The organism is Hymenobacter sp. APR13 (assembly GCF_000737515.1).
In the GTDB taxonomy this organism is placed as follows: Bacteria; Bacteroidota; Bacteroidia; order Cytophagales; family Hymenobacteraceae; genus Hymenobacter.
In genome coordinates, this window is sequence record NZ_CP006587.1 from 3,293,020 (window position 1) to 3,317,539 (window position 24,520).

The 24,520-nt window shown below is 63.4% G+C and carries 14 protein-coding genes; 7 read left to right on the forward strand and 7 right to left on the reverse strand.

Annotation, left to right across the window (positions count from 1 at the left end; genetic code table 11):
• Nucleotides 1-27 precede the first annotated feature (27 nt).
• The gene (locus tag N008_RS13775) at nucleotides 28-3,153 is read right to left on the reverse strand and encodes a SusC/RagA family TonB-linked outer membrane protein (protein ID WP_044016781.1); all 3,126 of its coding nucleotides are present in this window, start codon (nucleotides 3,151-3,153) and stop codon (nucleotides 28-30) included.
• 359 nt (nucleotides 3,154-3,512) lie between these two features.
• Between N008_RS13775 and nagB the strand changes: the two genes are divergently transcribed.
• The 4 genes from nagB to N008_RS13795 all read left to right on the forward strand — a co-directional run bounded on the left by nagB (nucleotide 3,513) and on the right by N008_RS13795 (nucleotide 11,669).
• Nucleotides 3,513-5,435 carry a glucosamine-6-phosphate deaminase gene (nagB, locus tag N008_RS13780; RefSeq protein WP_044016783.1) on the forward strand — a complete coding sequence of 641 codons (1,923 nt, stop codon included), beginning with the start codon at nucleotides 3,513-3,515 and terminating at the stop codon, nucleotides 5,433-5,435.
• A gap of 339 nt (nucleotides 5,436-5,774) precedes the next feature.
• Nucleotides 5,775-8,969: a SusC/RagA family TonB-linked outer membrane protein gene (locus tag N008_RS13785; RefSeq protein ID WP_044016784.1), complete on the forward strand. Its 3,195-nt coding sequence runs from the start codon at nucleotides 5,775-5,777 to the stop codon at nucleotides 8,967-8,969.
• 39 nt (nucleotides 8,970-9,008) lie between these two features.
• Nucleotides 9,009-10,340: a RagB/SusD family nutrient uptake outer membrane protein gene (locus N008_RS13790; RefSeq protein WP_052381551.1), complete on the forward strand. Its 1,332-nt coding sequence runs from the start codon at nucleotides 9,009-9,011 to the stop codon at nucleotides 10,338-10,340.
• Nucleotides 10,341-10,502: 162 nt separating this feature from the next.
• On the forward strand, nucleotides 10,503-11,669 hold the full coding sequence (locus N008_RS13795) for an acyltransferase family protein (RefSeq protein ID WP_081910951.1): 1,167 nt from the start codon (nucleotides 10,503-10,505) through the stop codon (nucleotides 11,667-11,669).
• A 131-nt stretch (nucleotides 11,670-11,800) separates the two neighbouring features.
• Here the strand turns inward: N008_RS13795 and N008_RS13800 are convergent, their stop codons facing one another.
• The 4 genes from N008_RS13800 to N008_RS13815 form a co-directional block, all read right to left on the reverse strand.
• Entirely contained in the window at nucleotides 11,801-13,429 is a 1,629-nt protein-coding gene (locus N008_RS13800; protein ID WP_044016786.1) for a 3-(methylthio)propionyl-CoA ligase, read from the reverse strand.
• A gap of 95 nt (nucleotides 13,430-13,524) precedes the next feature.
• Nucleotides 13,525-14,214, reverse strand: a complete 690-nt coding sequence (locus N008_RS13805) for a hypothetical protein (protein WP_156109322.1) — start codon at nucleotides 14,212-14,214, stop codon at nucleotides 13,525-13,527.
• Nucleotides 14,215-14,321: 107 nt separating this feature from the next.
• Nucleotides 14,322-14,903, reverse strand: a complete 582-nt coding sequence (locus N008_RS13810) for a beta-class carbonic anhydrase (RefSeq protein WP_044016790.1) — start codon at nucleotides 14,901-14,903, stop codon at nucleotides 14,322-14,324.
• Between the two features lie 87 nt (nucleotides 14,904-14,990).
• Nucleotides 14,991-18,215, reverse strand: coding sequence for a glycoside hydrolase family 3 N-terminal domain-containing protein (locus tag N008_RS13815; protein ID WP_231569713.1), 3,225 nt, complete (start codon nucleotides 18,213-18,215; stop codon nucleotides 14,991-14,993).
• Nucleotides 18,216-18,538: 323 nt separating this feature from the next.
• On the opposite strand from N008_RS13815, the gene N008_RS13820 reads away from it, so the two are divergent.
• On the forward strand, nucleotides 18,539-19,843 hold the full coding sequence (locus tag N008_RS13820; RefSeq protein ID WP_044016791.1) for a carboxypeptidase-like regulatory domain-containing protein: 1,305 nt from the start codon (nucleotides 18,539-18,541) through the stop codon (nucleotides 19,841-19,843).
• A 116-nt stretch (nucleotides 19,844-19,959) separates the two neighbouring features.
• Here N008_RS13820 and N008_RS13825 read toward each other — a convergent pair whose 3' ends face one another.
• Nucleotides 19,960-20,709, reverse strand: a complete 750-nt coding sequence (locus N008_RS13825) for a superoxide dismutase (RefSeq protein WP_081910802.1) — start codon at nucleotides 20,707-20,709, stop codon at nucleotides 19,960-19,962.
• Between the two features lie 170 nt (nucleotides 20,710-20,879).
• Nucleotides 20,880-21,596 carry a 3-ketoacyl-ACP reductase gene (locus N008_RS13830; RefSeq protein WP_044016793.1) on the reverse strand — a complete coding sequence of 239 codons (717 nt, stop codon included), beginning with the start codon at nucleotides 21,594-21,596 and terminating at the stop codon, nucleotides 20,880-20,882.
• Nucleotides 21,597-21,863: 267 nt separating this feature from the next.
• On the opposite strand from N008_RS13830, the gene N008_RS13835 reads away from it, so the two are divergent.
• The gene (locus N008_RS13835; RefSeq protein WP_044016795.1) at nucleotides 21,864-23,714 is read left to right on the forward strand and encodes a DUF885 domain-containing protein; all 1,851 of its coding nucleotides are present in this window, start codon (nucleotides 21,864-21,866) and stop codon (nucleotides 23,712-23,714) included.
• A gap of 132 nt (nucleotides 23,715-23,846) precedes the next feature.
• Nucleotides 23,847-24,476: a flavin reductase family protein gene (locus N008_RS13840; RefSeq protein WP_044016797.1), complete on the forward strand. Its 630-nt coding sequence runs from the start codon at nucleotides 23,847-23,849 to the stop codon at nucleotides 24,474-24,476.
• Nucleotides 24,477-24,520 lie beyond the last annotated feature (44 nt).

A 24,520-nucleotide genomic window follows, 5' to 3' on the forward strand; every position in this document is an offset into this window, starting at 1 on the left:
TAGCAATGCAACCATTCAGCCATTCAATTAAAAATTCACGCGCAACGCCATGTCGACGCCGCGGGTAGCGGGCGTGCTGCCGTAGTCAAAGCCCCCCGAGCCACCGCCGCGCACCCCGGCGCCGGCCGCGGCCGTTTCGGGGTCGGCCCCGGAGTAGTTGGTGAACAGCAGCAGGTTGCGGCCCGTTACGCTCAGTTCCACGCCTTTCACGAAGCTCTTGCCCAGCAGCGTGGCTGGCAGGCGGTAGGCCAGCGTGGCGTAGCGCAGGCGGGTCCAGGAGCCGTCTTCCACGAAAGCCCAGCCGGTGCCGCCCACCTGGTTGATGAAGTAACCCTGCGTCAGCTCCACGGGGCGCGTGTTCGGCGAGTACGACCCGTCGGCGGCGCGCACCACGCCCTCGATAACGGCCGTCTGATTTCGGTCCAGGGTTTTATTGCTCAGGCCCGAGCGCACGGCTATCCACTCGTTGCCGTTCACCACGTCGCCGCCCTTGCGGAAGTCCAGCATAAAGGTCAGCGACAGGCCTTTGTAGGCCAGCGTGTTGGTGAGCTGGGTGGTGAACTGCGGCGCCCGGTCGCCGGCGTACACAAACGTGCCCGCCACCACCGACGGATAGCCGGTGGTAGGGCTGATAATCACCTGCCCGAAATACGGCGAGTTGGGGTCCGTGACGCGGGCGTAGTCCTGCACGCCGATGGACGTGATGGGCCGGTTGGGGAAGGCGCTTCCCCGGGCCACGTCAATTACCCACGAATCCGACTGGTTGACCTCCGTCAGGAAGCTCGGCAGCTTTTTAGCGCGGTTCTCATTGTGGAAGAAGTTGGCCAGCACGTCCCAGGTGAAGCCCGAAGCCGTCTGCACGGGCCGGCCGTTCAGGGCAATTTCCACGCCCTTATTGGTTACGGTGCCGCCGTTAATGTACTGCAGAATGTAGCCGGAAGCCTGGCTGACGCGGGGCGCAATCAGCTGGTCGCGGGTTTCAGAGTAGTACACGCCGGCATCCAGGCCCAGGCGGCCTTTCAGGAACTGGAAGTCCAGGCCAGCCTCATAGGAGCGGGTGCGCTCGGGCCGGAGCTGCGTATTCGAGCCGAAAAAGCCCTGGCGGAAGCCGCCCCCGATGTAGGTGCTCTGGGCCAGCGGCGACTCCACGCGGTAGGGGCCGGTGTCTTTGCCTACCTCGGCCACGGCCAGCCGCAGCTTGCCGTAGTTCAGCACTGAGCTGTTGTCGAGGCCCAGCGTGCGCGAAAACTCGTAGCCCAGCGTGGCCGAGCCGTACAGGAAGCCCTGCCCGTAGTTTTTGCCCTTGCTTGGCCGCGGCAGCGTCGACGACATATCGTAGCGCGCACTCACCTCCATGGTCACCTGCTTAAACAAATCCAGGTTGACGCGGGCGAAGTTGCCCACCAGCCGCCGCAGCGAGTTGGTGGTCAAGGCGCCGCGGTTCACGGTATTGTTGATGGAGTTGAAGTTGGGCGAGCGGAACACCAGCCCGATGATGTCGGTGGTTTCGCGCAGGCCTTGCTCCACGGAGTTGCCCAGCAGCAGCGAGCCGCTGATATTCTCGTTGAACGAGTGCGATAGAACCGCCGTCAGGTTGGAGTTGAGCAGGCGGTTCTGGGTAGTGGTTTCCGAAATGCCGCCGTCCTGGTTGTTGGGCTGCGAGGTGCCGATGGCCCGGATGGAACGCACCCGCTCGGTGTAGTAGTCGGTGCCGAGGTTGTAGTTGATGGTTATCCACTTCACCGGCTCGTAGGTCACCTGGGCGTTGCCGATGACGCGGTTGGTGCGGTCCGTGATGGGGTTGCGCTCCACAGTGAAGTAGGGGTTGTCGGCGTCGGAGCTGCCGATGCCGCCAATCAGGCGGCGGCGCGTGCCGTCTGGGTTGAGGTAGTTGCGGGCGTCGTCGTTGCGGGGCCAGGTCAGCAGGCTCACCATGTAGCCGCCCGAGCCGCCAAACAGGCCGGGGCCCTGCAGCGGCCGCCGTCCGCCCGAGTTCAGGTACTGCGCCGAGCCCTGGGCCCGGATTTTCGGCGACACCTGCAGCGTGCCCGACAGGCGCACCGTGCTCTTGTCGAACTCCGAGTTGCGGGCCACGCCGGTCTGATCGAGGTGCGAGGCCGAAAGCAGGAACGACCCTTTTTCGGTGCCGCCGGTCACGGTCAGGTAGTTCTGGAAGTTATAGGCCGTTTTGTAGAAGTCGCCCAGGTTGTCGTACACTGTTTCGCCGGGCGCAAACTGCGGCCCCCACGAGCTGCGCGTATTTGGGTCGAAGATGCCGTTGGCGCCCTGCTTGTACACGCCCTGCAGCTTGGGTAGGCGGTTCACCTCGTCCACCGACACCTGCGTGCGGTAGTCCACCGTCACCACGCCCGATTTGCCTTTCTTGGTGGTGATGATAACGGCGCCGTTGGCGGCCCGCAGGCCGTAGAGCGCCGCCGCGGCCGGGCCCTTTAGCACGGTCATGGTTTCCACGTCCTCGGGGTTGATGTCGGCGGCGCGGTTCTGCGACGACACCGAGCGGCCCAGCAGCCCGTTGAACGCCGACCCGCCGCCCGGCGCCGTCGACTCCACAAACGAGGTGTTGTCCATGATGATGCCGTCAATCACGAACAGCGGCTGGTTGTCGCCGTCCAGCGAGTTGCCGCCCCGGATAACGATGGAGGCGCCTTCGCCGGCCCCGCCGCCCGAGCTGGTCACCTGCACGCCCGCCACCTTGCCCTGCAGGGCATTCACGATGTTGGGCTGGCGCGAGTCGATGATGTCCTTGCTGGTTACTTCCTGGGCGCCGTAGTTCACCTGGCGGCGCTCCTGCTTGATACCAAAGGCCGTCACGATGACGTCGTTCAGGGCCGTGGTATTCTCCTTCAGGCTGATATCCACGGCGCCGTCGGGCCCGACGGTGCGCTCCTGGCTGGTGTAGCCGATGAAGCTGAAGCTGAGGGTGCTGCCGGGTGCCGCCTGCAGCGAGTAGCGGCCGTCGGTGCCGGTGCTGGCGCCGTTGGTGGTGCCTTTCACAAGCACCGTTACGCCGGGCAGGGGCGTGTTGCTGGCGTCCGTCACGATGCCCGTGACCGTGCGCAGGTTCTGCTGGGCGTGGGCCGGCAGGGCTGCCGCCACACTCAGTACCGGCGCTAGCAAGTAGAGTCTGTTCATAGAGGAAAGAGGTGTGGGAATGAGTGAGAGAATGGGACAAAAATATCGGCCGGAATTACGCTGCCACCAGCAGCGTAATTCCGGCCGGAGCTAGACCAGGCAAAAATTCAGCAGACAACAAAACAGTGCGCTAGCCATCGGAAAAGCGTGTGTGGAAGAGATTTTTGCAGTAATTCCGGAGCAGATAGATCGAAAAAACCGGCGATTAGAAAAAAAGTCGGGATTAAATCTAGAAAGCTGCGCAATAGCAGCCAACTATATATGGTATTTTATTTAGTAGAATTTTGACTTTGAATGCTGCAGCTAAACACACATTTTTCCGTGCTTTCTCTGTCCATCTCTCACCCATAGTCTCTTCCATGTCTGCTGCCCGCCCCACCGCCCCGCGCGTGCCCGTCCGCATCTTCCCCGATTCTGAGCAGGCCTCCGTGCAGGTGGCCCGCGAGCTGGCTGCCTTCATCCGGCAGCGTGCCCAGGAGGGCCGCCCGGCCGTGCTGGGCCTGGCCACGGGCTCGTCGCCGACGCGGGTATATGAGGAGTTGGTGCGGCTGCACCGTGAAGAGGGGTTGAGCTTTCAGAATGTCGTCAGCTTCAACCTCGACGAGTATTTCCCGATGGCGCCCGACTCGCTGCAGAGCTACGTGCGCTTCATGCGCGAGTACCTGTTCGACCACATCGACATCAAGCCCGAAAACGTGCACATTCCCGACGGCACCGTGCCCGCCGACCAGGTAGCTGAGTTCTGCCGCCGCTACGAAGAGCAGATTCGCGAGGCCGGCGGCATCGACTGGCAGCTGCTGGGCATCGGGCGCACCGGCCATATCGGCTTCAACGAGCCCGGCTCCGGCGCCGCCTCCCGCACCCGCCTCATCACCCTCGACCACATCACCCGCACCGACGCCGCCTCCGACTTTTATGGCGAGGAAAACGTACCGCGCCGCGCCATTACCATGGGCGTGGGCACCATTCTGGAAGCCCGCCACATTGTGCTGCTGGCCTGGGGGGAAGGCAAAGCCGCCGTCATCAAGCGCATGGTGGAAGGCGAGCCCACCGATACCGTGCCGGCCACCTACCTGCAGCACCATCCCGCCGTACAGGCCGTGCTCGATGAGGCCGCCGCCGCCGAGCTCAGCTCCCGCAAAACGCCCTGGCTGGCCGGCCAGCCCTGCAACTGGCACGAAGCCGCTCAGGTGCGCAAGGCCGTGACCTGGCTGGCCCGGCTGGTGGAAAAGCCCATCCTCAAGCTCACCGACGAAGACTACAACGAAAACGGCCTCTCTGACCTGCTGGCCGCTGCCGAAGGGCAGGCCTACAGCCTCAACATTCGGGTGTTCAACGAGCTGCAGCACACCATCACGGGCTGGCCCGGCGGCAAGCCCAACGCCGACGACACCCACCGCCCCGAGCGGGCCGCGCCCTTCCCCAAGCGCGTCCTCATCTTCTCGCCTCACCCCGACGACGACGTAATCAGCATGGGCGGCACGCTGTTGCGGCTGGTCGACCAGGGCCACGAGGTGCACGTGGCCTACCAGACCTCCGGCAACATTGCCGTGTTCGATGACGAGGCCATCCGCTTCGCCGATTTCGTGGCTGACTACGACGAGGCGTTCCGCTTCGATGACCAGCCGGCCGAAACGCTCTACCAGCGCGTAGCCGACTTCCTGAAGAACAAGCAGCCCGGCCAAGTCGATTCCGACGAGGTGCAGCAGATCAAGGGCCTGATCCGGCGCGGCGAAGCCAAAAGCGCCCTGCGCTACGCCGGCCTCGACCCCGAAACCCGTGCCCACTTCCAGGATCTGCCATTCTACGAAACTGGCCGGGTGCGCAAAAAGCCGCTCGGCGAAGAAGACATCCAACTCACCATCAACCTGCTCAACCGCCTGCAGCCCCACCAAATCTACGCCGCCGGCGACCTGAGCGACCCGCACGGCACGCACCGCGTGTGTCTGGCGGCCATCTTCGAGGCGGTGCGGCGGCTGAAAGCGGCCGGCACGCCGTGGCTGCAGGACTGCTGGGTGTGGCTCTACCGCGGCGCCTGGCAGGAGTGGGACGTGGCCCAGATTGAAATGGCCGTGCCGCTAAGCCCGCAGGAGCTCACGCGCAAGCGCCGCGCCATCTTCAAGCACCAGAGCCAGAAAGATCGGCCGCTGTTTCCGGGCGCCGACCAGCGCGAGTTTTGGCAGCGCGCCGAGGAGCGCAACCGCACCACCGCCCGCCTCTACGACCAGCTCGGCCTGCCCGAGTATGAAGGCATCGAAGCCTTCGTGCGGTGGCATTTCTAACCGATTTTTCGGGCAGCTGACCTGCTCGGGGTGGCTGCGAAGTTGAAAAAATTAACAGCCCGTCATGCTTCGCTGCGCTCTGCATGAAGCTCCACTGCTTTTTAAACAGCTTCTCCCTCAAGCCCCGGCGTGTCCTTCCTTGAATTATCCGGATTCAGGCCGGGGCAAGTCGGGGTTTGGCGCTTATGGAAAAGCCCATGAAACCAGGCGCTGCAGGTCTGTAAGCAAAGATATAACGCTAAAAGGCAGTAGTGTTTTAGTTGTAATTATTTACAGGAATAATAGTATATATTTCCTGAGTGTTACGCCTCACTTCCCACTCTTTTTTTCTTCTCACCTATGCAAAACTCCTACTCTTTTGCCCGGCTGGCCCGCTCGCTGGGCGGGCCGCTGCTGAGCGTGCTGGTCGCCGTGCCGGCGCTGGCCCAGGATGGCACCCGGCAGCCCTACACCCTGCAGGGCCGCGTCACGGATGAGCGGGGGCAGGGCCTGCCCGGCACCACGGTGCTGCTCGGGGGCACCACCCTCGGCACCGCCACCAACACCGATGGCAACTACACGCTGCCCGTGCAGGTGGCGCCCGGCACTTATACGCTCACGTTTTCCACCATCGGCTACCGCACCCAGAACCGCACCGTCACGGTGGGCAGCAGCGCCAGCGTCACCACCGATGTGTCGCTGGCCGAGTCCAGCCAGAACCTTGATGACGTGGTGGTGATTGGCTCCACCATCAGCGTAAATAAGCGCGAGCTGGGCAACGCCATCAGCACCGTAACGGCCCGCGACTTGGTGCAGAGCGGCACCGGCGGCGCGCTCAACGCCTTGCAGGGCAAGCTGCCCGGCGCCCAGATCGTGCAGAACTCCGGCGACCCTTCCGGCTCTATGTCGGTGCGGCTGCGCGGGATTCACTCGCTGCGGGGCTCCTCCGATCCGCTGTACGTGATTGACGGCGTGATTGTGAGCAACAACAGCACCAACGTGTCGCAGCTGGCGGCGGGACCGGATATCGGGTCGGCCAACGCCGGACAGAACCGCCTGGCCGACCTCAACCCCAACGACATTGCCAGCATCAACGTGATAAACGGGGCGGCGGCGGCGGCGCAGTACGGCTCCAGGGCTTCCAACGGCGTGGTGCTCATCACCACCAAGCGCGGCGTGGCGGGCGCGGCGCGGGTGTCGGTGTACACCAGCTTCAACATCAACGAGCTGCGTAAATCATTGCCGGTGAACACCTACGGCAAGCAGTTTGGGTTTGCGGGGCTGCGGCTCTACACCATCGGGGCGCCCACGCCCCAGCAGCTGGCCGCCAACCCCGGCACCACCACCACCGGCATCACGCGGGCCGGCGCCACCACCCAGTTGGCCACCAACCTCGTGGACGTGCCGCGCTACGACTACTTCAACGACATCTTCCGGACCGGCTACGGCACCGACAACGGCGTGTCGGTGGCGGGCGGGGCCGAGCGGACACAGTACCTGGTGTCGGCGGGCTACCTGAAAAACCAGGGCATTATTGATGGTACCGACTTCACGCGCTACAACCTGCGGGCCCGGGTAGAGCAGCGCTTCGCCAGCTGGGCGCGGGCTTCGGCGGGCATTGCCTACAACAACAGCTTCTCCAACGAGAAAGCCAACGGCAACGTGTTCTACAGCCCCATCAACTCCATCAACATCACCAACAACATCTACGACATCAACCAGCGCGACGTCAACGGCAACCTGCAGGCCGTGGAGCCCACCCGCGTCAACCCGCTGTCCACCATCGAGGACATGAAGTTCACGCAGCGCATCAACCGCACCATCAGCGACCTGCAGGTGAACCTGACGCCGTTTGCAGGCTTCTCGCTCGACTACATTCTGGGCGTGGACACCTACTCGCAGGCGGGGCAGAATTACATCCGGCCCTACCCGTACCAGGCCACGGCCGGGCTGCCCCTGGCCCGCTATCCGCTGGGCTTCGCGGCCAACGCCAACAACAACGTGCTGCAGCTGAACTCCGACGTGAACCTGGGCTACGAGCGGCAGTTCACCGAAAACCTCAAGCTGACAGTGCTGGCCGGCTACAGCTACCAGTATCTGCGCAGCGAGCTGGTGCGCACTCAGGGCCAGAACCAGACGCCGTTCATCTCCACGGTCAGCGGCTCGGGCAGCACCACGGTGGCTTCCGCCTACGGGCTGGACCAGTTTGATCTGAGCGGAATTTTCGGGCAGGCCACGGTCGGGTTCCGCAACCTGGCCTTCCTGACGGCCGCCATCCGGCGCGACCGGTCGTCGAAGTTCTCGCCTTCCGAAACCAACCAGTACTACCCCAAAGTGAGCGGCTCGCTGGTGCTGTCGGATCTGGGCTTCTGGAAAAATGCCGGCTACGCCACGGCCTTCAACTCGCTGAAGCTGCGCGCCAGCTATGGCGAGGCCGGCAACCTGAACGGCATCGACAGCTACGACCGGTTCTACCAGTTTACGCCGGTGGCGTTTCAGGGCCGGGCCACGTTTCTGCCCAACGCCCGCCTGGCCAACCCGCGGGTGCGGCCCGAGCGCGTGGCCGAGCTGGAAGTGGGCGCCGACCTGGGCTTCCTGAACGACCGGCTGGGCCTGGGCGTGACGGTGTACGACCAGAAAACCACCGACCTGGTAGTGGACCGCACGATTGCGCCCTCGCGTGGGGGCTCGTCCATTGTGGAGAACGTGGCCCGGCTCAATAACAAGGGCGTGGAAGTGCAGCTGAGCGTGTCGCCGGTGAAAACCACCGATTTCAGCTGGGACTTTACGGCCATCTACAGCCGCAACCGCAACAAGATTGTAGACCTGGTGGGCTCGTCGGCCATCCTGATTGACAACGTGACGGGGGCGCCGGTGTATCTGCTGAACGGGCAGCCGGCGGGCGTGTTCTACGGCTCGGCCTACGCCCGCAACGCCGACGGCTCGCTGCTGCTCACGCCCCAGGGTTTCCCGCAAGATGAGCGCACCACCGGCCAGAGCACCGGCGCGGTAGGCTTCACGCCGGCCCGCAACTCCGACGGCCAGCCCAGCTACGCCCAAGGTACCAGCATTGCCAACGTGATTATCGGCGACCCCAACCCCGACTGGACCGGCTCGTTCAGCACCAACTTCACCTACAAGCGGCTGGGCTTGCGCGTACTGCTCGATGCCGTGCAGGGCGTGGACGTGTTCAACGCCGACTACCGCACCCGGCAGGGCGTGGGCCTCGGCGACCTGGCCGAGAAAGAGCTGCGCGGCGAGCTGCCCCGCGGCTACATCTTCAGCGTCTACAACACTCAGGAGTTTCGGGTAGATGACGGCTCCTACGTGAAGCTGCGCGAAACGGCCCTGACCTACACGCTGCCCACCGTCGGCAAGTTCATCAGCAACCTGAGCGTGTCGGTGGTAGGCCGCAACCTCTATTCCTGGGACGACTACAAGGGCTTCGACCCCGAAACCAGCGCCGGCGGCTCGTCGGATCTGCTGCGGGCCATCGACTTCGGCAACGTGCCGATTCCGCGCACCTACCAGCTGCGGCTGGCCGGCACGTTCTAGGCCCGGTGGTCTTTTTTCTCCCTCACTTCGATTCACGTCATGAAAAAGATACTGGTTTCGCTGGCGGCCCTGACCGTGCTGACGGTCAGCAGCTGCGACAAAGAATACCTGAACCCCAGCACCGCCAGCCAAGAGCAGGTGCTCACCAACTCCGACGGCCTGATTACGGTCTGCAACGGCCTGCAGTCGCGCTTCACCACGGGCGGGGCCCTGAGCCCGCTGTACAACACCGTGGCGGCCGGGGGCCTGAGCACCCGCGAGCTGACGGTGATTAACGTGGGCAACATCGAGGAATTCAACGTGAGCCTCGGGGCCGGCAACGTCACCAACCTCAACGGCGTGGTGCGCAACGTCTGGACCCAGAGCCAACTGGTGCGCGCCAACGCCGACTTGGTGCTGGCCAACGCCGGCAACGCCGCCGACCCCGGCACCCGCAGCGGCATTGTGGCCTACGCCAGCATCTTCCGGGCGCTGGCCATCGGCACGGTGGCGCAGTATTTCGAGCAGCTGCCCATCACCACGGCTACCAATGCGCCGTTTGTGCCGCGGGTGCAGGCCTTGCAGTCGGCGGTGGCGCAGCTGGAAACGGCGGCTACCCAGCTGGCCGCCAACCCGGTTTCCGCCGATTTCAACAGCAAGATTATCGGCGGCATCAACCTCCCGAACACCCTGCAGGCCCTGATTGCGCGCTACAGCCTGCAGGCCGGCGACTACGACAAGGCCCTGGCGGCCGCCGCCCGCGTCGACCAGGCTAGCCGCTCATACTTCACGTTCGACGAGCTGGCCCGCAATGCCGTGTCGGAGGTGGCCTTCGGCAACCGCAACGTATTCGAGCCCACCGACGTGAACCTGGGCCTGACCGGCGCGCTGGCGCCCGAAGCCAACGACCGGCGCATTCCGTTTTACACCCGCGCCAACCCCACGGCCACCCAAAACCGCGGTACGGGCTTCTACACGGCCAGCGCCGCGCCGGTGCCAGTGTACGTGCCCGGCGAGATGCTGCTGATCCGGGCCGAGGCCTACGCCCGCAAAAATGACCTGCCCAACGCCGTAACTGAGCTGAACCGGGTGCGCACCAGCACGGCCGCGGCTACAACACTCACCGTAGGCAGCACCAGCTTCCCCACGGCTCCTCCCGGCGCCGGCCTGGCGGCTTACAGCGGCGCGCTTGCGCCGGACGCCGTGTTGCTCGACATCTACCGCAACCGGCAGGTGGAGCTGGCCTTCCAGGGCTTCCGGCTGGATGACAGCCGCCGCTTCGGCCGCCCCGGTCCGGGCACCACCGGGGCTGAGCGCAACCGCAACTTCTTCCCGTATCCGCGTACCGAGCGCGAAAACAACACCAACACGCCCGCCGACCCGGCTATTTAGGCCGACCCAGGTGCGGAACGCAAACGGCTGGCTTCTGCTTTGGGCGGAGGCCAGCCGTTTGCGTTCCGCACCGGCCAAAAACCCGAAAAAATGCTCGTTGCGTGGCCGCATTTCCTAGCTTTGGGTATTCTCGTTCCTCTGACTTTCGCTGCCAATCCCGCCATGCAAACCACCACCCAGGCTGCCGTAGAAACCACCGGCACTGTGCCGCTGGCCGAGTCCTCGCAGCCGGCCCGCCTCATCAGCCTCGACGTGTTCCGCGGCCTCACCGTCATGGCCATGATTCTGGTGAATAACCCCGGCGACTGGGGCCACATCTACGCGCCGCTGGAGCACGCGCACTGGCACGGCTGCACGCCCACCGACCTGATTTTTCCGTTCTTTCTGTTCATCGTGGGTGTCAGCATCGTGTACGCGCTGGACGGCGCGCGGCGGCAGCCCGAAACCCATGGCCGTACGATGGTGCGCATCCTGAAACGCTCGGCTATTCTGTTTGGGCTGGGGCTGCTGGGAGCGTTGTATCCGAAGTTCGAGTTTGAAACAGTGCGGATTCCGGGGGTGCTGGCCCGCATTTCGTGGGTGTTTCTGGTGTGCGGGCTGCTGTTTCTGAAAACCACGCGGCGGCAGCAGATCGGGCTACTGGCCTTCGTGTTGGTGTTCTACAACGTGCTGCTGCAGGTGGTGCCCGTGCCTGACTACGGGGCCGCCAACCTGGAAGCCGGCACCAACCTCGGCGCTTGGCTGGACCGGGTGGTGTTCACCGAAAACCACCTCTGGAAAAACAGCCGCACCTGGGACCCCGAAGGCCTGCTCGGCACGCTGCCCGCCATCGGCACCGGTTTGCTGGGCATGCTGACGGCGCAGTGGCTGCGCCACAAGGACGTGGAACAGGCCACCCGCGTGGCGTGGCTGTTCGTGGCGGGCGGCGCGGCCGTGTTGTTGGGCCTGATCTGGAATGGCTGGTTTCCGATCAACAAAAGCCTCTGGACCAGCTCCTACGTGCTCTATACCGGCGGCCTGGCCATGATGGCCCTGGCGGCCCTCTACTGGCTGACGGACGTACAAAACCACCGCGGTTGGTGGACCAAGCCGGCCCTGGCCTACGGCGTGAATGCCATTACCGTGTTCTTACTCTCGGCCATCGTCTCCAAAACCCTCAACCTCATCAAAGTCGGCGACATGATGCTGCGCGCCTGGCTCTACAACACGTTTTTCACGCCCTACTTCAGTCCCATCAATGCCTCGTTGGCCGGCGCGCTGGTGTGCGTGCTGATCTGGCTAGGCGTGCTGTGGGTGATGTACAAAAAGGGCATAATTATTAAGGTATAAGTAAGGAAGCCTGTCATCCTGAGCAGCGCGAAGGACCTTATCACGCATGAACGAGCCTCGTCTGGGCTTATCGTTCATGCGTGATAAGGTCCTTCGCGCTGCTCAGGATGACAGGCTTTTCGGGTAACGCGCTATCCTGGAAATGAGTATCCCGCGAAATCCTGGCGAAGCTTGGTTTTGAGAAGCTTACCAGTGGCGGTGTGGGGCAGCTCGGTCACGAATTCCACCGCTTCCGGAATCCACCAGCGGGCCACTTTGCCGTCGTAAAAAGCCAGCAGCTCCTCGGCCGTGATGGTGGCCTCGGGCTTGCGCACCACTACCAATAATGGCCGCTCGCTCCACTTGGGGTGGGGCACGCCGATGACGGCCGCCTCGGCAATGTGCGGGTGCCCGATGGCCAGGTTTTCCAGCTCGATGCTCGAAATCCACTCGCCGCCCGACTTGATGACGTCCTTGCTGCGGTCGGTAATCTGCATGAAGCCGTTGGGGTCGATGGTGGCCACGTCGCCGGTGCGGAACCAGCCGCTGGCGGTCAGCTCGCCGGGGTGCGGGGTGCGGAAGTATTCGGCCACGATGAACGGGCCGCGCACCAGCAAGTCGCCGAATGCCACGCCGTCGTGGGGGAGGGGCTGACCGGCGTCGTCCACAATCTGCATATCCACCCCGAAAATGGCGCGGCCCTGCTTGGTCTGGATGGCAAACTGCTCGTCGGGGCTGAGGCTGAGCTGCTGGGTTTTGAGGGTGCAGACCGTGCCCAGCGGCGAGGTTTCGGACATGCCCCAGGCGTGCCGGATTTCCACGCCCAGCTCCTCATCAAACGCCTTGAGCAAGGCCGGCGGGCAGGAAGCGCCGCCCACAATCATGCGCCGCAGGGTAGTGAACTGCAGCTTTTTCTCGCGCATAAACGTCAGCAGCCCAAACCAGATGGTGGGCACGCCGGCCGTGAAGGTCACGCCTTCCGTTTCGTAGAGTTCGTAGAGGCTGGCCGCGTCGAGGCCGGGGCCGGGCAGCACCAGCTTGCAGCCGTTGAGCGGCGCCGCGTACGGAATGCCCCAGGCGTTGACGTGGAACATGGGCACCACGGGCAGCACCGTGTCGCGGGCCGAGCAGTTAAAGCAGTCGGGCAGGGAGGCGGCGTAGCTGTGCAGCAGCGTGGAGCGATGCGAGTAGAGCACGCCCTTGGGCTGGTCGGTGGTGCCGGAGGTGTAGCACAGCGAGGAGGCCGTATTCTCGTCGAAGTAGGGCCACGCGTACTCGTCGTTTTCGGTAGCCAGCAGGTCTTCGTAGCAGCGCAGGTCGGGTAGGCTGGTGGTTTCGGGCATGTGGGCCCGGTCGGTCATCAGCACCCAGTTTTCCACCTTGGGGCAGATGGGGGCCAGTTTTTCCACCAGCGGCAGGAAGGTGAGGTCGAAGAACAGCAGCCGGTCTTCGGCGTGGTTGATGATGTAAACCAGCTGCTCGAAAAACAGGCGCGGGTTGATGGTGTGGCACACGGCCCCGCTGCCCGACACGCCGTAGTACAGCTCCAGGTGGCGGTGCGTGTTCCAGGCCAGCGTGCCCACCCGGTCGCCGCGCTGCATGCCCAGGCGGGCCAGGGCGTGGGCCAGCTGCCGGCTGCGGCGGCCCAGCCCGGCGTAGGTGTAGCGGTGCAGGCCGCCCTCGGCCAGCCGGCTCACGATTTCGGTGTCAGCGTGCCACTTTTCGGCGTGTTCGAGGAGGCCGGCGATACGTAGCGGCTCCTGCATCATGAGTCCTAGCATGGGAGGTCAGTTGGTGGGTTGGCAGGGCCATAAGCTACAGAGAAAACCGCGGCTCCGCTACCGTAGCTCCCGTTTTGCCGAATTTTATGCAGCGGTTAGGGCAGCCGGTACCACAGCGCATTACCTTCCTCAAAGCCGACGACTCCGAAGCCTTTAGCGTAGTAAACGAACCGGGCCGGCTTGTTACGGGGAAACCCAGACGGATTACCCGATAGGTATGGATCGTTGGGGATGCGCAACACAGATGTATAGTCAATGCCACCCAAACGGAGCATGGGAAGCAGCAACGTAAAACCTGATAATGGCCGGCCGGCAATTACATCATCATACGGCAGGTCGCTGCTGAATCCATAGTCCCAAATGAGATAGGCGTAGCCCGGTTGATCAATATCACCCGCACTTATACTCAGCAGCGAATGAGCGGAGGTATCCGGTATGGAATCAGGACGGGTAGGCGTGCTGGTAGGAGTGGGGCTATAACGAATCGTATCTGTCCGGCGGACGCGCACCTCAATCGACTGGCTTTTGACGCGCTTTCGCGGCCCAAGGTATACCGGAGCACTGCCGCCCAGGGAATATTCTTCCGGCTTATCCTCCACGTCGTCGATAACAAAGGTTCGCACCTTGCTGGAATTGGCCTGCCCGAACCGCAGTATGTTGCCGGGGCGGTAGGGCTGCCATGCCAGCTGCTCGGCTGAAAGCTTGAATTCCTGAGCCGGTTCTTTGGCGCAGCCCGACGCCAATCCTAGCAGGGCAAAGGCGGGCAACAGATACGTGTGTTTCATAGTCATTGAATTATAGTAGGATAGAGCCGCAAGTAGGTGAATAAGTTGCACAAAAAATGCCCCGGCCAGCTGGTCGGGGCATTTGCAAGACTGGTCGGAAGGACTGGTTACTTCGCCTGCCCGATTTGCGTGGCGGCGGGCACCTCCAGAAGCTGGCCGCTTTTCACGTCGTAGATGTAGCCGTACACCGGAATCGTGGCGGGCACGAGCGGGTGCTGGCGGATGCGCTGCACGTCGTCGATGACGCTTTGCTCCAGGTTTTTGAAGGTCAGGAAGGCAATGTTGCGGGCTTCCGCCGAGCCGGGGCCCTGGCCTACGTCGTGCCAGCCGGTTTCGTCCACGGTGGCCGTTTCGAGGCTGCTAGCCAGCAGGTCGCGCATGATGTCGTCGGTGAAGAGCAGCATGCCGCAGTCGGTGTGATGGATGACGAAGAACTCTTTGGTGCCGAGCAGCTTGTAGGAAATCACCAAAGAGCGGATGGCGTCGTCGCTGGCGCGGCCGCCGGCGTTGCGGATGACGTGGGCGTCACCTTCGGCCAGGCCGGCGTACTTGGCCGGGTCAAGGCGGGCGTCCATGCAGGTGAGGATGGCAAAGGCGCGGGCCGGCGGCAGCGCCAGCGCGCCTTTGTCGCCGAACTCGGCCTGATACTGCTTGTTGGCAGCGAGAACTTCCTGTAGAATCTGGCTCATGGCGGGCGCGTTAGGGGGTGAAAGATGAGGTGCCCCACTACAAGAGCCGTTGCGCCAGAATTGTTGCGCCTGCGCCAGCTTCCGCGGTTATTCTTCCACCGTCGTTTCCACGGCCTGCCGCTGCACCGGCCGTACGCTTTCCAGCGCCACCTGCAGCACGCCGGAGCGCACGCTCCGCTCCGTGATTTTGTTGTTGCGGCGCGTAGGGTTCACGCGGTTGGTAAGCACCACGCAGGTCAGCTCCTCCTTGGGGTCGACCCAGAAATAGGTGCCCGTGAAGCCGGTGTGCCCGTAGCTCTGCGGCGACGCGCTTTTGGCCGAATTAACGGTCGGGTTGGCGGCGGGCCTATCGAAGCCGAGGGCGCGGCGGTTGTCGGGGCAGAACTGGCACTTGGTGTACTCCTGCACGGTTTCGGCTTTCAGCAGCTGCTGGCCGCCGTACTTGCCGTTCCAGGCGTAGAGCTGCACCACTTTGGCCAAGTCGTTGGCATTGCCGAACAGGCCGGCGTGGCCCGAGAGGCCGCCGAGCAACGCCGCGCCTTCGTCATCGACGGTGCCGTGCAGCAACTGCTTGCGGAACAGCGAGTCGTACTCGGTGGGCGTGATGCGGCTGAGCGGGAAGCGGCGTGTGGGGTTGTAGCCCAGCGTGGTGGCGCCCAGCGGCCGGTAGATTTCGTCGGTGATGAACTGGTTGAGGGGCTTGCCGCTGGCGGCCTGCACGAAGCGCGGGTACAGAATAAACGACAAGTCGGAGTAGACGTAGCCGGGCTTCTCGTTCAGCGGCGACTCGGCAATGGCCTTCGTTATCAGCGCCGGGAAATCCTGGCGGGCCCACAGGCCGGTGGCGGCCCGCAGCGGGAAGCGCGCCGACGAATCGGGGCGGAAGTAGCGGCGGCTCAGCTCCGAGGGCTTCGTGAGCGACACTTCCTTGGCCTCCGGGCTCTTGCCGAGCAGCGAGTTAAGCAGGCCACGCGGCTTGGTGTAGTCTTTCCAGAACGGAATCCAGGCCTTGAGGCGGGCCTGGTGCGTGAGTACGTCGCGCAGCTTCAGGTCCTGCTTGTTGGTGCCGCGCAGTTCCGGCAGCAGCTCACCCATGGTCATGTCGGGGTTGAACTTGCCCTGGTCCTGCAGGCGCATCAGGGCCGGCAGCGCGGCCGATACTTTGGTCAGCGAAGCCAGGTCGTAGAGGTCGGTGTTGCGGACGGCGCGGCTGGGCCGGCCGGCCTGGCTGGGCGCATCAGCAAAGGAGTGGGTGCCGTAGCTTTTGCGCAGCACTACCACCCCGCGCCGGGCAATGACCACCTCGCCGCCGGGGAAAGCCTTGGCCGCCACGGCGCCGTTCATGATGGAGTCCACGCGGGCTTCGAGGTTGTTGTTCATGCCCACGGCCTCCGGGAAGCTGTAGCGCAGCCGGGTGCCGCCCTGCGTGGTCAGGCCAGCGCCGTAGCTGTACTTGTCGCTCACGGTTACGGGTAGCTTGCCGCTGGCCGATATACCCCCAAAAATCACCTCGGCGGCCACGTCCTGCGCGTTTTTGCTTTCCTGATAGGCCAGCACCACGGCATCGGCGCGGTCCAGGTCCCGGATTTTGGCCACGGCATAGGCATTGCCGAACACCGACACCACCAGCTTTTGGCCCTGGCTGCCCAGCTCGCGCAGCAGCACGTTGGTTTCCGAGGTTACCCCGAAGTTGGTAGCCGGCAGGCGGCCGAGGTTGTTCACGCCGATGAGCACAGTGTTAAAGCCTTTCAGCGTTTCGCGCATCTGCGTCAACTCGTCGAGGCTGGGGGTGGCCGAAATCCAGAAGTGGCGGGCCGGGGCGTAGTCGGCTACCATGCGCTGGAAATCGGTGGTGTCTTTGGTGCCGATGGTGAGCGTGGCCAGGCGCAGCGTGTCGAGGCGCTGCAGCGGCAGCAGGTTGCGCTGGTTGCGCAGCACTGTTACGCTCAGCTCGGTGAGGTGCTGGCTCAGGTACTGGGCGTGCGGCGTGTTGAGGTCCTGAGTGATATTCTGCAGGTCGATGGGGCGGTACCGGTCGAGGCCGGCCCACTGTTTCAGAGCCAGCATCTTGCGGCAGCGCGCATCAATGGATTCCTGGGTGAGCTGGCCGGCGTTGATGGCGTCGCGCACCATGCGCAAAGCCAGCGGAATGTTCTTGCTGAACTCCAGAATGTCGTTGCCGGCCTGCAGGGCGCGCACGTCGGCGTCGCCGGGCGGGTACTTCGAAATCACGCCCTTCATGTTCATGGCATCCGTAAACACCATGCCCTCAAAGCCCATCTTCTGCTTCAGCAAACCCGTCGTAATCGGCCGGGAAAGGGTGCTGGGCATGCCGGTGGTGTCGAGGGCCGGAATGTTGAGGTGGGCCACCATCATGCCGCCGAGGCCGCGCGCCATCAGGCTGCGGAACGGAAACAGCTCCAGCGTATCAATACGCTTGCGGTCGATGCGCAGCAGGGGCAGGGCCAGGTGCGAGTCGGTGTCGGTGTCGCCGTGGCCGGGGAAGTGCTTGGCGACGGCCAGGATGTTGGCATCCTGCATGCCCTTCATGTAGAGGTAGCTTTTCTCGGTCACGCTCTGCCGGTCTTCGCCCCAGCTGCGGTAGCCGATGACGGGGTTGGCGGCGTTGTTATTCACATCGACCACCGGCGCGAAGTTGACGTGCATACCCAGACGCTTGAACTGCGCGGCCACCTCGGTGCCCATGTCGTACATCAGCTGGTTGTCGCGGATGCCGCCCAGGCTCATCTGGAACGGGAAGCGCTGCACGCTGTCGAGGCGCATGCCCACGCCCCACTCGGCATCCATGGCCACCAGCAGCGGCACTTTGGTCTGGCTCTGGTAGCGGTTCAGCAGGCGCGACTGGCGCACCGGCCCGCCCTGGAAAAACACGATGCCCCCGATGCCATACTGCTGAATCAGGGCCGTGATGGAGTCTTCGTCAATACGCTTACGGTTGGAGTAGGCGGCCACCATAAACAGCTGCGCCACCCGCTGGTCGGGCGTGAGCGTGGCCATCACCGAATCAACCCAGCGCGAGCCGGCCATCTGGGCGGCAAAGGGCACGGCTTGGTTGCGGGATTTGGCTGGCGTTTTTGCCGCGGCAGCTCCCGTTTTGCGGGCGGGTGCTACCGTGGCTGGGCGCGGGGCCACCCGGGGCGCCGGCCGCTCGCGTCGGGCCGAAGCAGCGCGCTGAACGGTGGTGCGGGCAGGTTTCTTCTTGGACTTTTTGCGGCTCTGGGCAGCAGAGTCGGCCGGACTTAGCAGGGCCAGCAGCAGCCACAGAAACGAGAGAGAGCGGAGAACAAACAAGATAGTAGGCGATAAGCAGAAGGTGGAAGGCGAATTTAGCGCAATTGACAGCATGTGCGAGCCGGTAGTTGCCTGGGTAACCCGGATTATGCCTCCTGTCCTGGCACCTGCTTCGGAAGAACAGGTGGCGATTTGCGCCCTCGTAGGGCAACCTGCAAAGTTTGCGCTACGGCCACCGTATAATGCTGATGACGGCAGCCAGCCGAAAAATCCGGTGCGCCAACCGAAGAGTGGGCCTACTTTTGCAGGTGCCGTATATGCTTGCGGGCCGTGGCGGCGTTAGCGCCGTAGCGGTTTATCTTTTCACCTCAATCCCGGCCGTTTTGATTCTGCGTTCCTTTCTCTCTTTTCTGCTTTCCTTTAGCCGCGTGGCACGGCCCGCCGGCCTGCTGCTGGCGGCGCTGCTGCTCACCCAGGCCGCCCAGGCCCAGGTGCAGCTGCGCGGCACCGTCGTCGATAAAGACACCCGCGAGACGCTGCCCTTTTCCAGCGTAGTGGTGCGCGGCACCACCCGCGGCACCACCACCAACGCCGACGGCGAGTTCACGCTGTCGGTGCCCAGCCTGCCCGTGACGCTGCTGGTGTCGGAGCTGGGCCACCTCAAGGATACCATCCGGGTGACCAGTGCCGCCGGGCCGCTGCAGCTGGCGCTGGCCACGGCGGCTGTGGCGCTGCCCGAGGTGAAAGTGGGCAGCTACCCATTTCAGCTCGTCGACCGCGCCTACCGCCAGATGCGGGCCGGCTACCGCCAGAAGTTCTACGGCAAGGCCTTCTACCGCCAGATTACGCGGGTGGCCGGGCAGCCCACCGAGCTGCAGGAAGTGGTCTGGAACGTGAAGTCCAGCAACGCCCGCATCGAGGGCACGGCCATTGCGCAGGGCCGCTACGCCGCCGTGCCCAGCATCACCAACTTCAGCAACTTCTCGCTCTACACCCGTTCCTACGGCCTGTTCGATGCCAACGCCGACACCACCCGCTCGCTGGCCCTGCTCAGCCCCAACGTGGTGCAGAACTACCTGCTGGAGCTGAAAGGCATTGTGGCCTCGGGCCCTGACAGCACCAAGGGCGGCATTGCCGAAATTACCTTCCAGACCCGCCCCGAGCTGACCAAGTACAAGTCGGAAGGCACTATCTGGATTGATATCGACAGCTACAAGGTGGTGCGCTACCACATGACCTCGCCCAACTTCACGGGCTCCACGTCCAACCCCACCCAGAAATTCCGCGACACCCAGCTGGAAATCGAAATGGCCTTCCGCAACGACGACCCCGCCGTGGTGGTGGCCCCGCTGGAATACATGAAGGTGAACCTGACCGCCAATCTAACCAGCCCCGGCAAGGCGGCCACGCCGCTGGCTGTGTCGTCGTTCACGTTCTTCTACGACACCAGCACCACGCCCACTACCATTCCCTACGCCCGCGTAAGCGTGGAAGACCGCGACCTGGCGGCCATCAAAGCCCTGAAATACGACCCTGAGTTCTGGGCCAACAACCCGGTGGTGCAGCGCACCCCCGTCGAAGACGAGGTTATTGCCTCCTTTGAGAAGCGCGGCGCCTTCGGCACGATGGTGAAAAAAGCCGCCCCCAAACCCGACGTGCGGATCCGCGACGGCCGGATTATTCGGTAAAGCAGAACGTCATGCAGAGCCAGAGGCGAAGCATCTCGCTAGTGTAGTAATTTACCACACTAGCGAGATGCTTCGCCTCCGGCTCTGCATGACGTTCTGTTATGAAAGCCCTAAGTCTAGCCTTTACGCGACTCGTCGTAGCGGCTGGTTACTTCGCCCCAGTTTACTACGCTCCAGAAGGTTTTGATGTAGTCGGGGCGCTTGTTCTGGTGCTTGAGGTAGTAGGCGTGCTCCCACACATCGAGGCCCAGCAGCGGCGTGCCGCGCTGGATGCCAGCCACGTCCATCAGGGGGTTGTCCTGGTTGGGCGTGCTCGTTATCATCAGCTTGTTGGCCTTTTTGTCATGGATCAGCCAAGCCCAGCCGGAGCCGAAGCGGCCGGTGGCGGCCTTCGTGAATTCCTCGGTGAACTTCTCGTAGGAGCCGAAATCCTTGTTGATGGCCGCCGCGAGGCCGCCGGTAGGCTGCCCACCGCCCTTAGGCGAGAGAATCTGCCAGAAGAAGGAGTGGTTCCAGTGGCCGCCGGCGTTGTTGCGGATGGCGTCGGGCTGCTTGCTGGCCGAGGCCAGCAGCTGCGCCAGCGTCAGCTTTTCCTCGGGCTTGCCCACCACGGCTTCATTCAGCTTCGACACGTACGTTTTGTGGTGCGCGTCGTGGTGGATTTCCATGGTTTTGGCGTCGATGTGCGGCTCCAGCGCATTGAAGGCGTAGGGCAGCGCCGGCAGCGTGAAGGGGCCGTCGGCCATGGGCGTGGCGCGGGCTTCGCGCAGCAGCTTTTCTTCGTGGGCAGCGGCCAGCACGGCGGGGCTTACCAGGGCGCCAACCATCGTCAGCAGGCCGTTTTTCAGAAAATCTCTCTTAAGCATGGCGGAAGGGGATAGAGGAATGGTAGGATAGGGGAGTGTACCCGTACGGCGGGGCTGGGGTTGCGTGTCGTCTGTCATTCCGAGCGGAGCGAGGAATCTCGCCAGTGTAGTGATTTACCACACTGGCGAGATTCCTCGCTCCGCTCGGAATGACAGACGACGTGTAAACCCTACGGATTCGTGCTCCACATGCCGGCTTCCTTGATGAAGATGCGGCGGTTGAGCTTGAGCTGGGCTACCATGAACTCGGCCAGGTCTTCGGGCTGCATCACCTTGTCGGGGTTGCCGTCGGTGAGCTTGTTGCTGATGGCCAAATCCGTAGCGACGGTGCTGGGCGTGAGGGCCGACACGCGGATGTTGTGCTTGCGCACTTCCTGCATCAACGACTCGGTGAGGCCGAGCACGGCAAACTTGGAGGCGCTGTAGGCGCTGGTGGTGGCGGCGCCGCGCTGCCCGGCGGTGCTGGCCACGTTGATGATGTCGCCGGTTTCGCGGGCAATCATGCCCGGCAGCACGGCGCGGGTGGCGTAGTAGGTGCCCAGCAGGTTCACCTGAATGATATGCTCCCACTCGGTGGGGTCCATGTCCACGAGCTTGGCAAACGTGCCGATACCGGCGTTGTTGATCAGGATATCAATGGAGCCGAGGGCCTCGGTGGCCTGCGCTACGGCGGCTTCCACGGCGGCGCGGTCGGCAATGTCGGCGGCCAGCACTACGGCTTTCACGCCGAGGGCCTCTATTTCTTTGGCTACGTCCTGCAGCTGCGCTTCGGTGCGGGCCAGCAGGGCCACGTGCACGCCTTCCTGGGCCAGCGCTATTGCTACGGCGCGGCCGATGCCTTTGCCTGCGCCCGTTACCAGGGCGGTTTTTCCGGCTATTGATGCCATACTGTTGGGGTAATTGAAGGTGAAGGTGTAAAACTATCCGAGGCGGCAAAGGTTGCGAGTGGCCCGGTGTGGTGCCACGACGCTTTGCAGTCGTGGCACCACTATCGTTGCACGGCGCGGATCCGAATCGAGCAACGGTAGTGGTACCACGAAGCCTTCGGCAATTCGTGGCACCACACCACGCAAACGGCGCCTCGGTCAGCCTCTGTACGCAAATCCGGATAAATGCGTGATATTTCCGCCTCCAATTCCACTCCTTCGCTCCGCATGAAAAAAATCGTTCTGACGGGTCTGCTCCTGAGCACGCTGCTCAGCGCCTGCAACCAGACACCGCCCAAAACCGGGGAGGCCGCTGCCGTTACCAGCCTGGCCGACATCAAGGAAATCAGCCAGCTCTTCGACGTGTACTGGGAAGAGCAGGCCAAGCTGTTCCCGCTGGAAGCCACCACCCAGGGCGACAACCGCTACAACGACCAGCTGCCCAACGACGGCACCGAGGCCTTCCGCCAGAACCTGGCCGCCACCTACCAGAAGTACCTGGACGCGCTGCAGAAGTTTGACCGTGAAACGCTGTCGGCCAACGACAAGGTGAGCTACGACATCTTCAAGTACGACCTCGAAAACAAGCTGGAAGGCCTCAAGCTCAACACCTGGATGATGCCGTTTCAGCAGTTTTGGGGCTTGCCTATCACGATGGGCCAGTACGGCTCGGGCGAGGGCGTGCAGCCCTTCAAAACGGCCAAGGACTACGACAACTGGCTGGGCCGCGTGCGGGGCTTCTCGGTGTGGGCCGATACGGCCATCAGCAACTTCCGCGCGGGCATGCAGACCGGCGTGGTGCTGCCCCGGGCGCTGGTGAAAAAGATGATTCCGCAGATGCGCGACCTGGTGGTGACCGACCCCACCAAGAGTTTGTTTTACGGCCCCATCAACAAGCTGCCCGCCGACCTGCCGGCCGCCGACAAAGACCGGCTGACGGCCGCCTACCGCAAGGCCATCATGGAGGAGCTGGTGCCGACGTACCAGAAGCTCGGCGACTTTCTGGAAAAGGAATATCTGCCCAAATCCCGCGCCAGCACCGGTGTTTCGGGTATTCCGGGTGGCGCGGAGCTGTATAAGTACTACGTGAAAACGTGGACCACCACCGACAAGACGCCCGAGGAAATCTACCAGACCGGCCAGCGCGAAGTGGCCCGCATCCGGCAGGAAATGGAGAAGGTGAAAACCCAGGTGGGCTTCAAAGGCGACCTGCCAGCCTTCTTCGCGGCGCTGAAAACCGACCCCAAGCTGATGCCCTACAAAACGCCGGAAGACGTGCTGGGGGCTTTCCGCGCCATTCAGGCCAAGATTGACCCGAACCTGAAAAAGATGTTCGGGCGCACGCCCAAAACGCCGTTCGAAATCCGCCAGACCGAAGCCTTCCGCGCCGCCTCGGCCTCGGCCGAGTACAACCAGGGCTCACCCGACGGCTCGCGCCCCGGCATCTTCTACATCCCGATTGTGGACGCCACCAAGTTCAATACCACTTCGGGCATGGAGTCGCTGTTTCTGCACGAAGCCATTCCGGGCCACCACTACCAGATTTCGCTGCAGCAGGAAAACGAGGCACTGCCCAAGTTCCGGCGCTTTGCCTGGTATGGGGCCATGGGCGAAGGCTGGGCCCTCTACACCGAGAGCCTGGGCAAGGAGCTGGGCCTCTACACCGACCCCTACCAGTACATGGGCGCCCTCGGCGACGAGATGCACCGCGCCATCCGGCTGGTAGTGGACGTGGGCATGCACACCAAAAACATGACCCGCGAGCAGGCCATCCAGTACATGATGGCCAACGAGGCCATCAGCGAAGACGGCGCTACGGCCGAGATTGAGCGCTACATGGCCATTCCGGGCCAGGCCCTGAGCTACAAAACCGGCGCCCTCAAGATTCAGGAGCTGCGCCGCAAGTACGAGGAGCAGCTGGGAGCCCACAGCAGCACCAAGCTGCGCGAAAAGTACGCCGGCCAGAACCGCGCCCACTTCCGCCTCTCCGACTTCCACGACGAGCTGCTAAAGGATGCCGTGATGCCGCTGGCCGTGCTGGAGCGCAAAATGGACACCTGGGCTGCTTCGCAGAAGTAAGCATTACCTAATTCTCACCAAAGGCCGTCATGCAGAGCGGAGCGAAGCATCTCGCCCGTGTGGTAACTGATTCTACCACACGGGCGAGATGCTTCGCTCCGCTCTGCATGACGGTCTGCTACTTTCAAACAGATGCGCCACCTAACTTCCGACGATATTCTGGGCCTGGAGAAAATCTTCCGCCTCAACCTCATCAACTCGCTACCCGGCTACAAGCCGGCCAACCTCATCGGCACGGCCACCGCGGGCGGCGCCACCAACCTGGCTATCTTTAGCTCGGTGCTGCATCTGGGCTCGGCGCCGGCGGTGCTGGGCATCGTCACGCGCCCGACTACGGTGCCGCGCCACACCTACCAGAACCTCAAGGACACGGGCTGCTTCACCATTAACCACGTGCCCGCCAGCCACGTGGCGCAGGCCCACTACACCTCCGCCGACTTTCCCGCGGAAGAATCGGAGTTCGAGGCCTGCGGCTTCACGGCGGCTTGGCGCGACGGATTTGCGGCGCCTTACGTGGCCGAAAGCCCCATCAGCATCGGGCTGCGCCTGAAAGAGGAGCTGCCGATTCACAACGGCACGGTACTGCTGGTGGGCACCGTCGAGCACATTTACCTGCCCGAAAACCTGCTGCTCACTGACGGCACGCTGGATTTGCCCGCCGCCCAGGCCACCTGCATTTCCGGCCTCGATACATATTACCAGGCCCAGCCGTTGGGTGCCTTTGCCTACGCCCGCCCCGGCCAGGGCCCGCAGCCGAAATAGCCGTCATTCCGACCATGTTGCGCATCACGCAAGGGGGAGATACC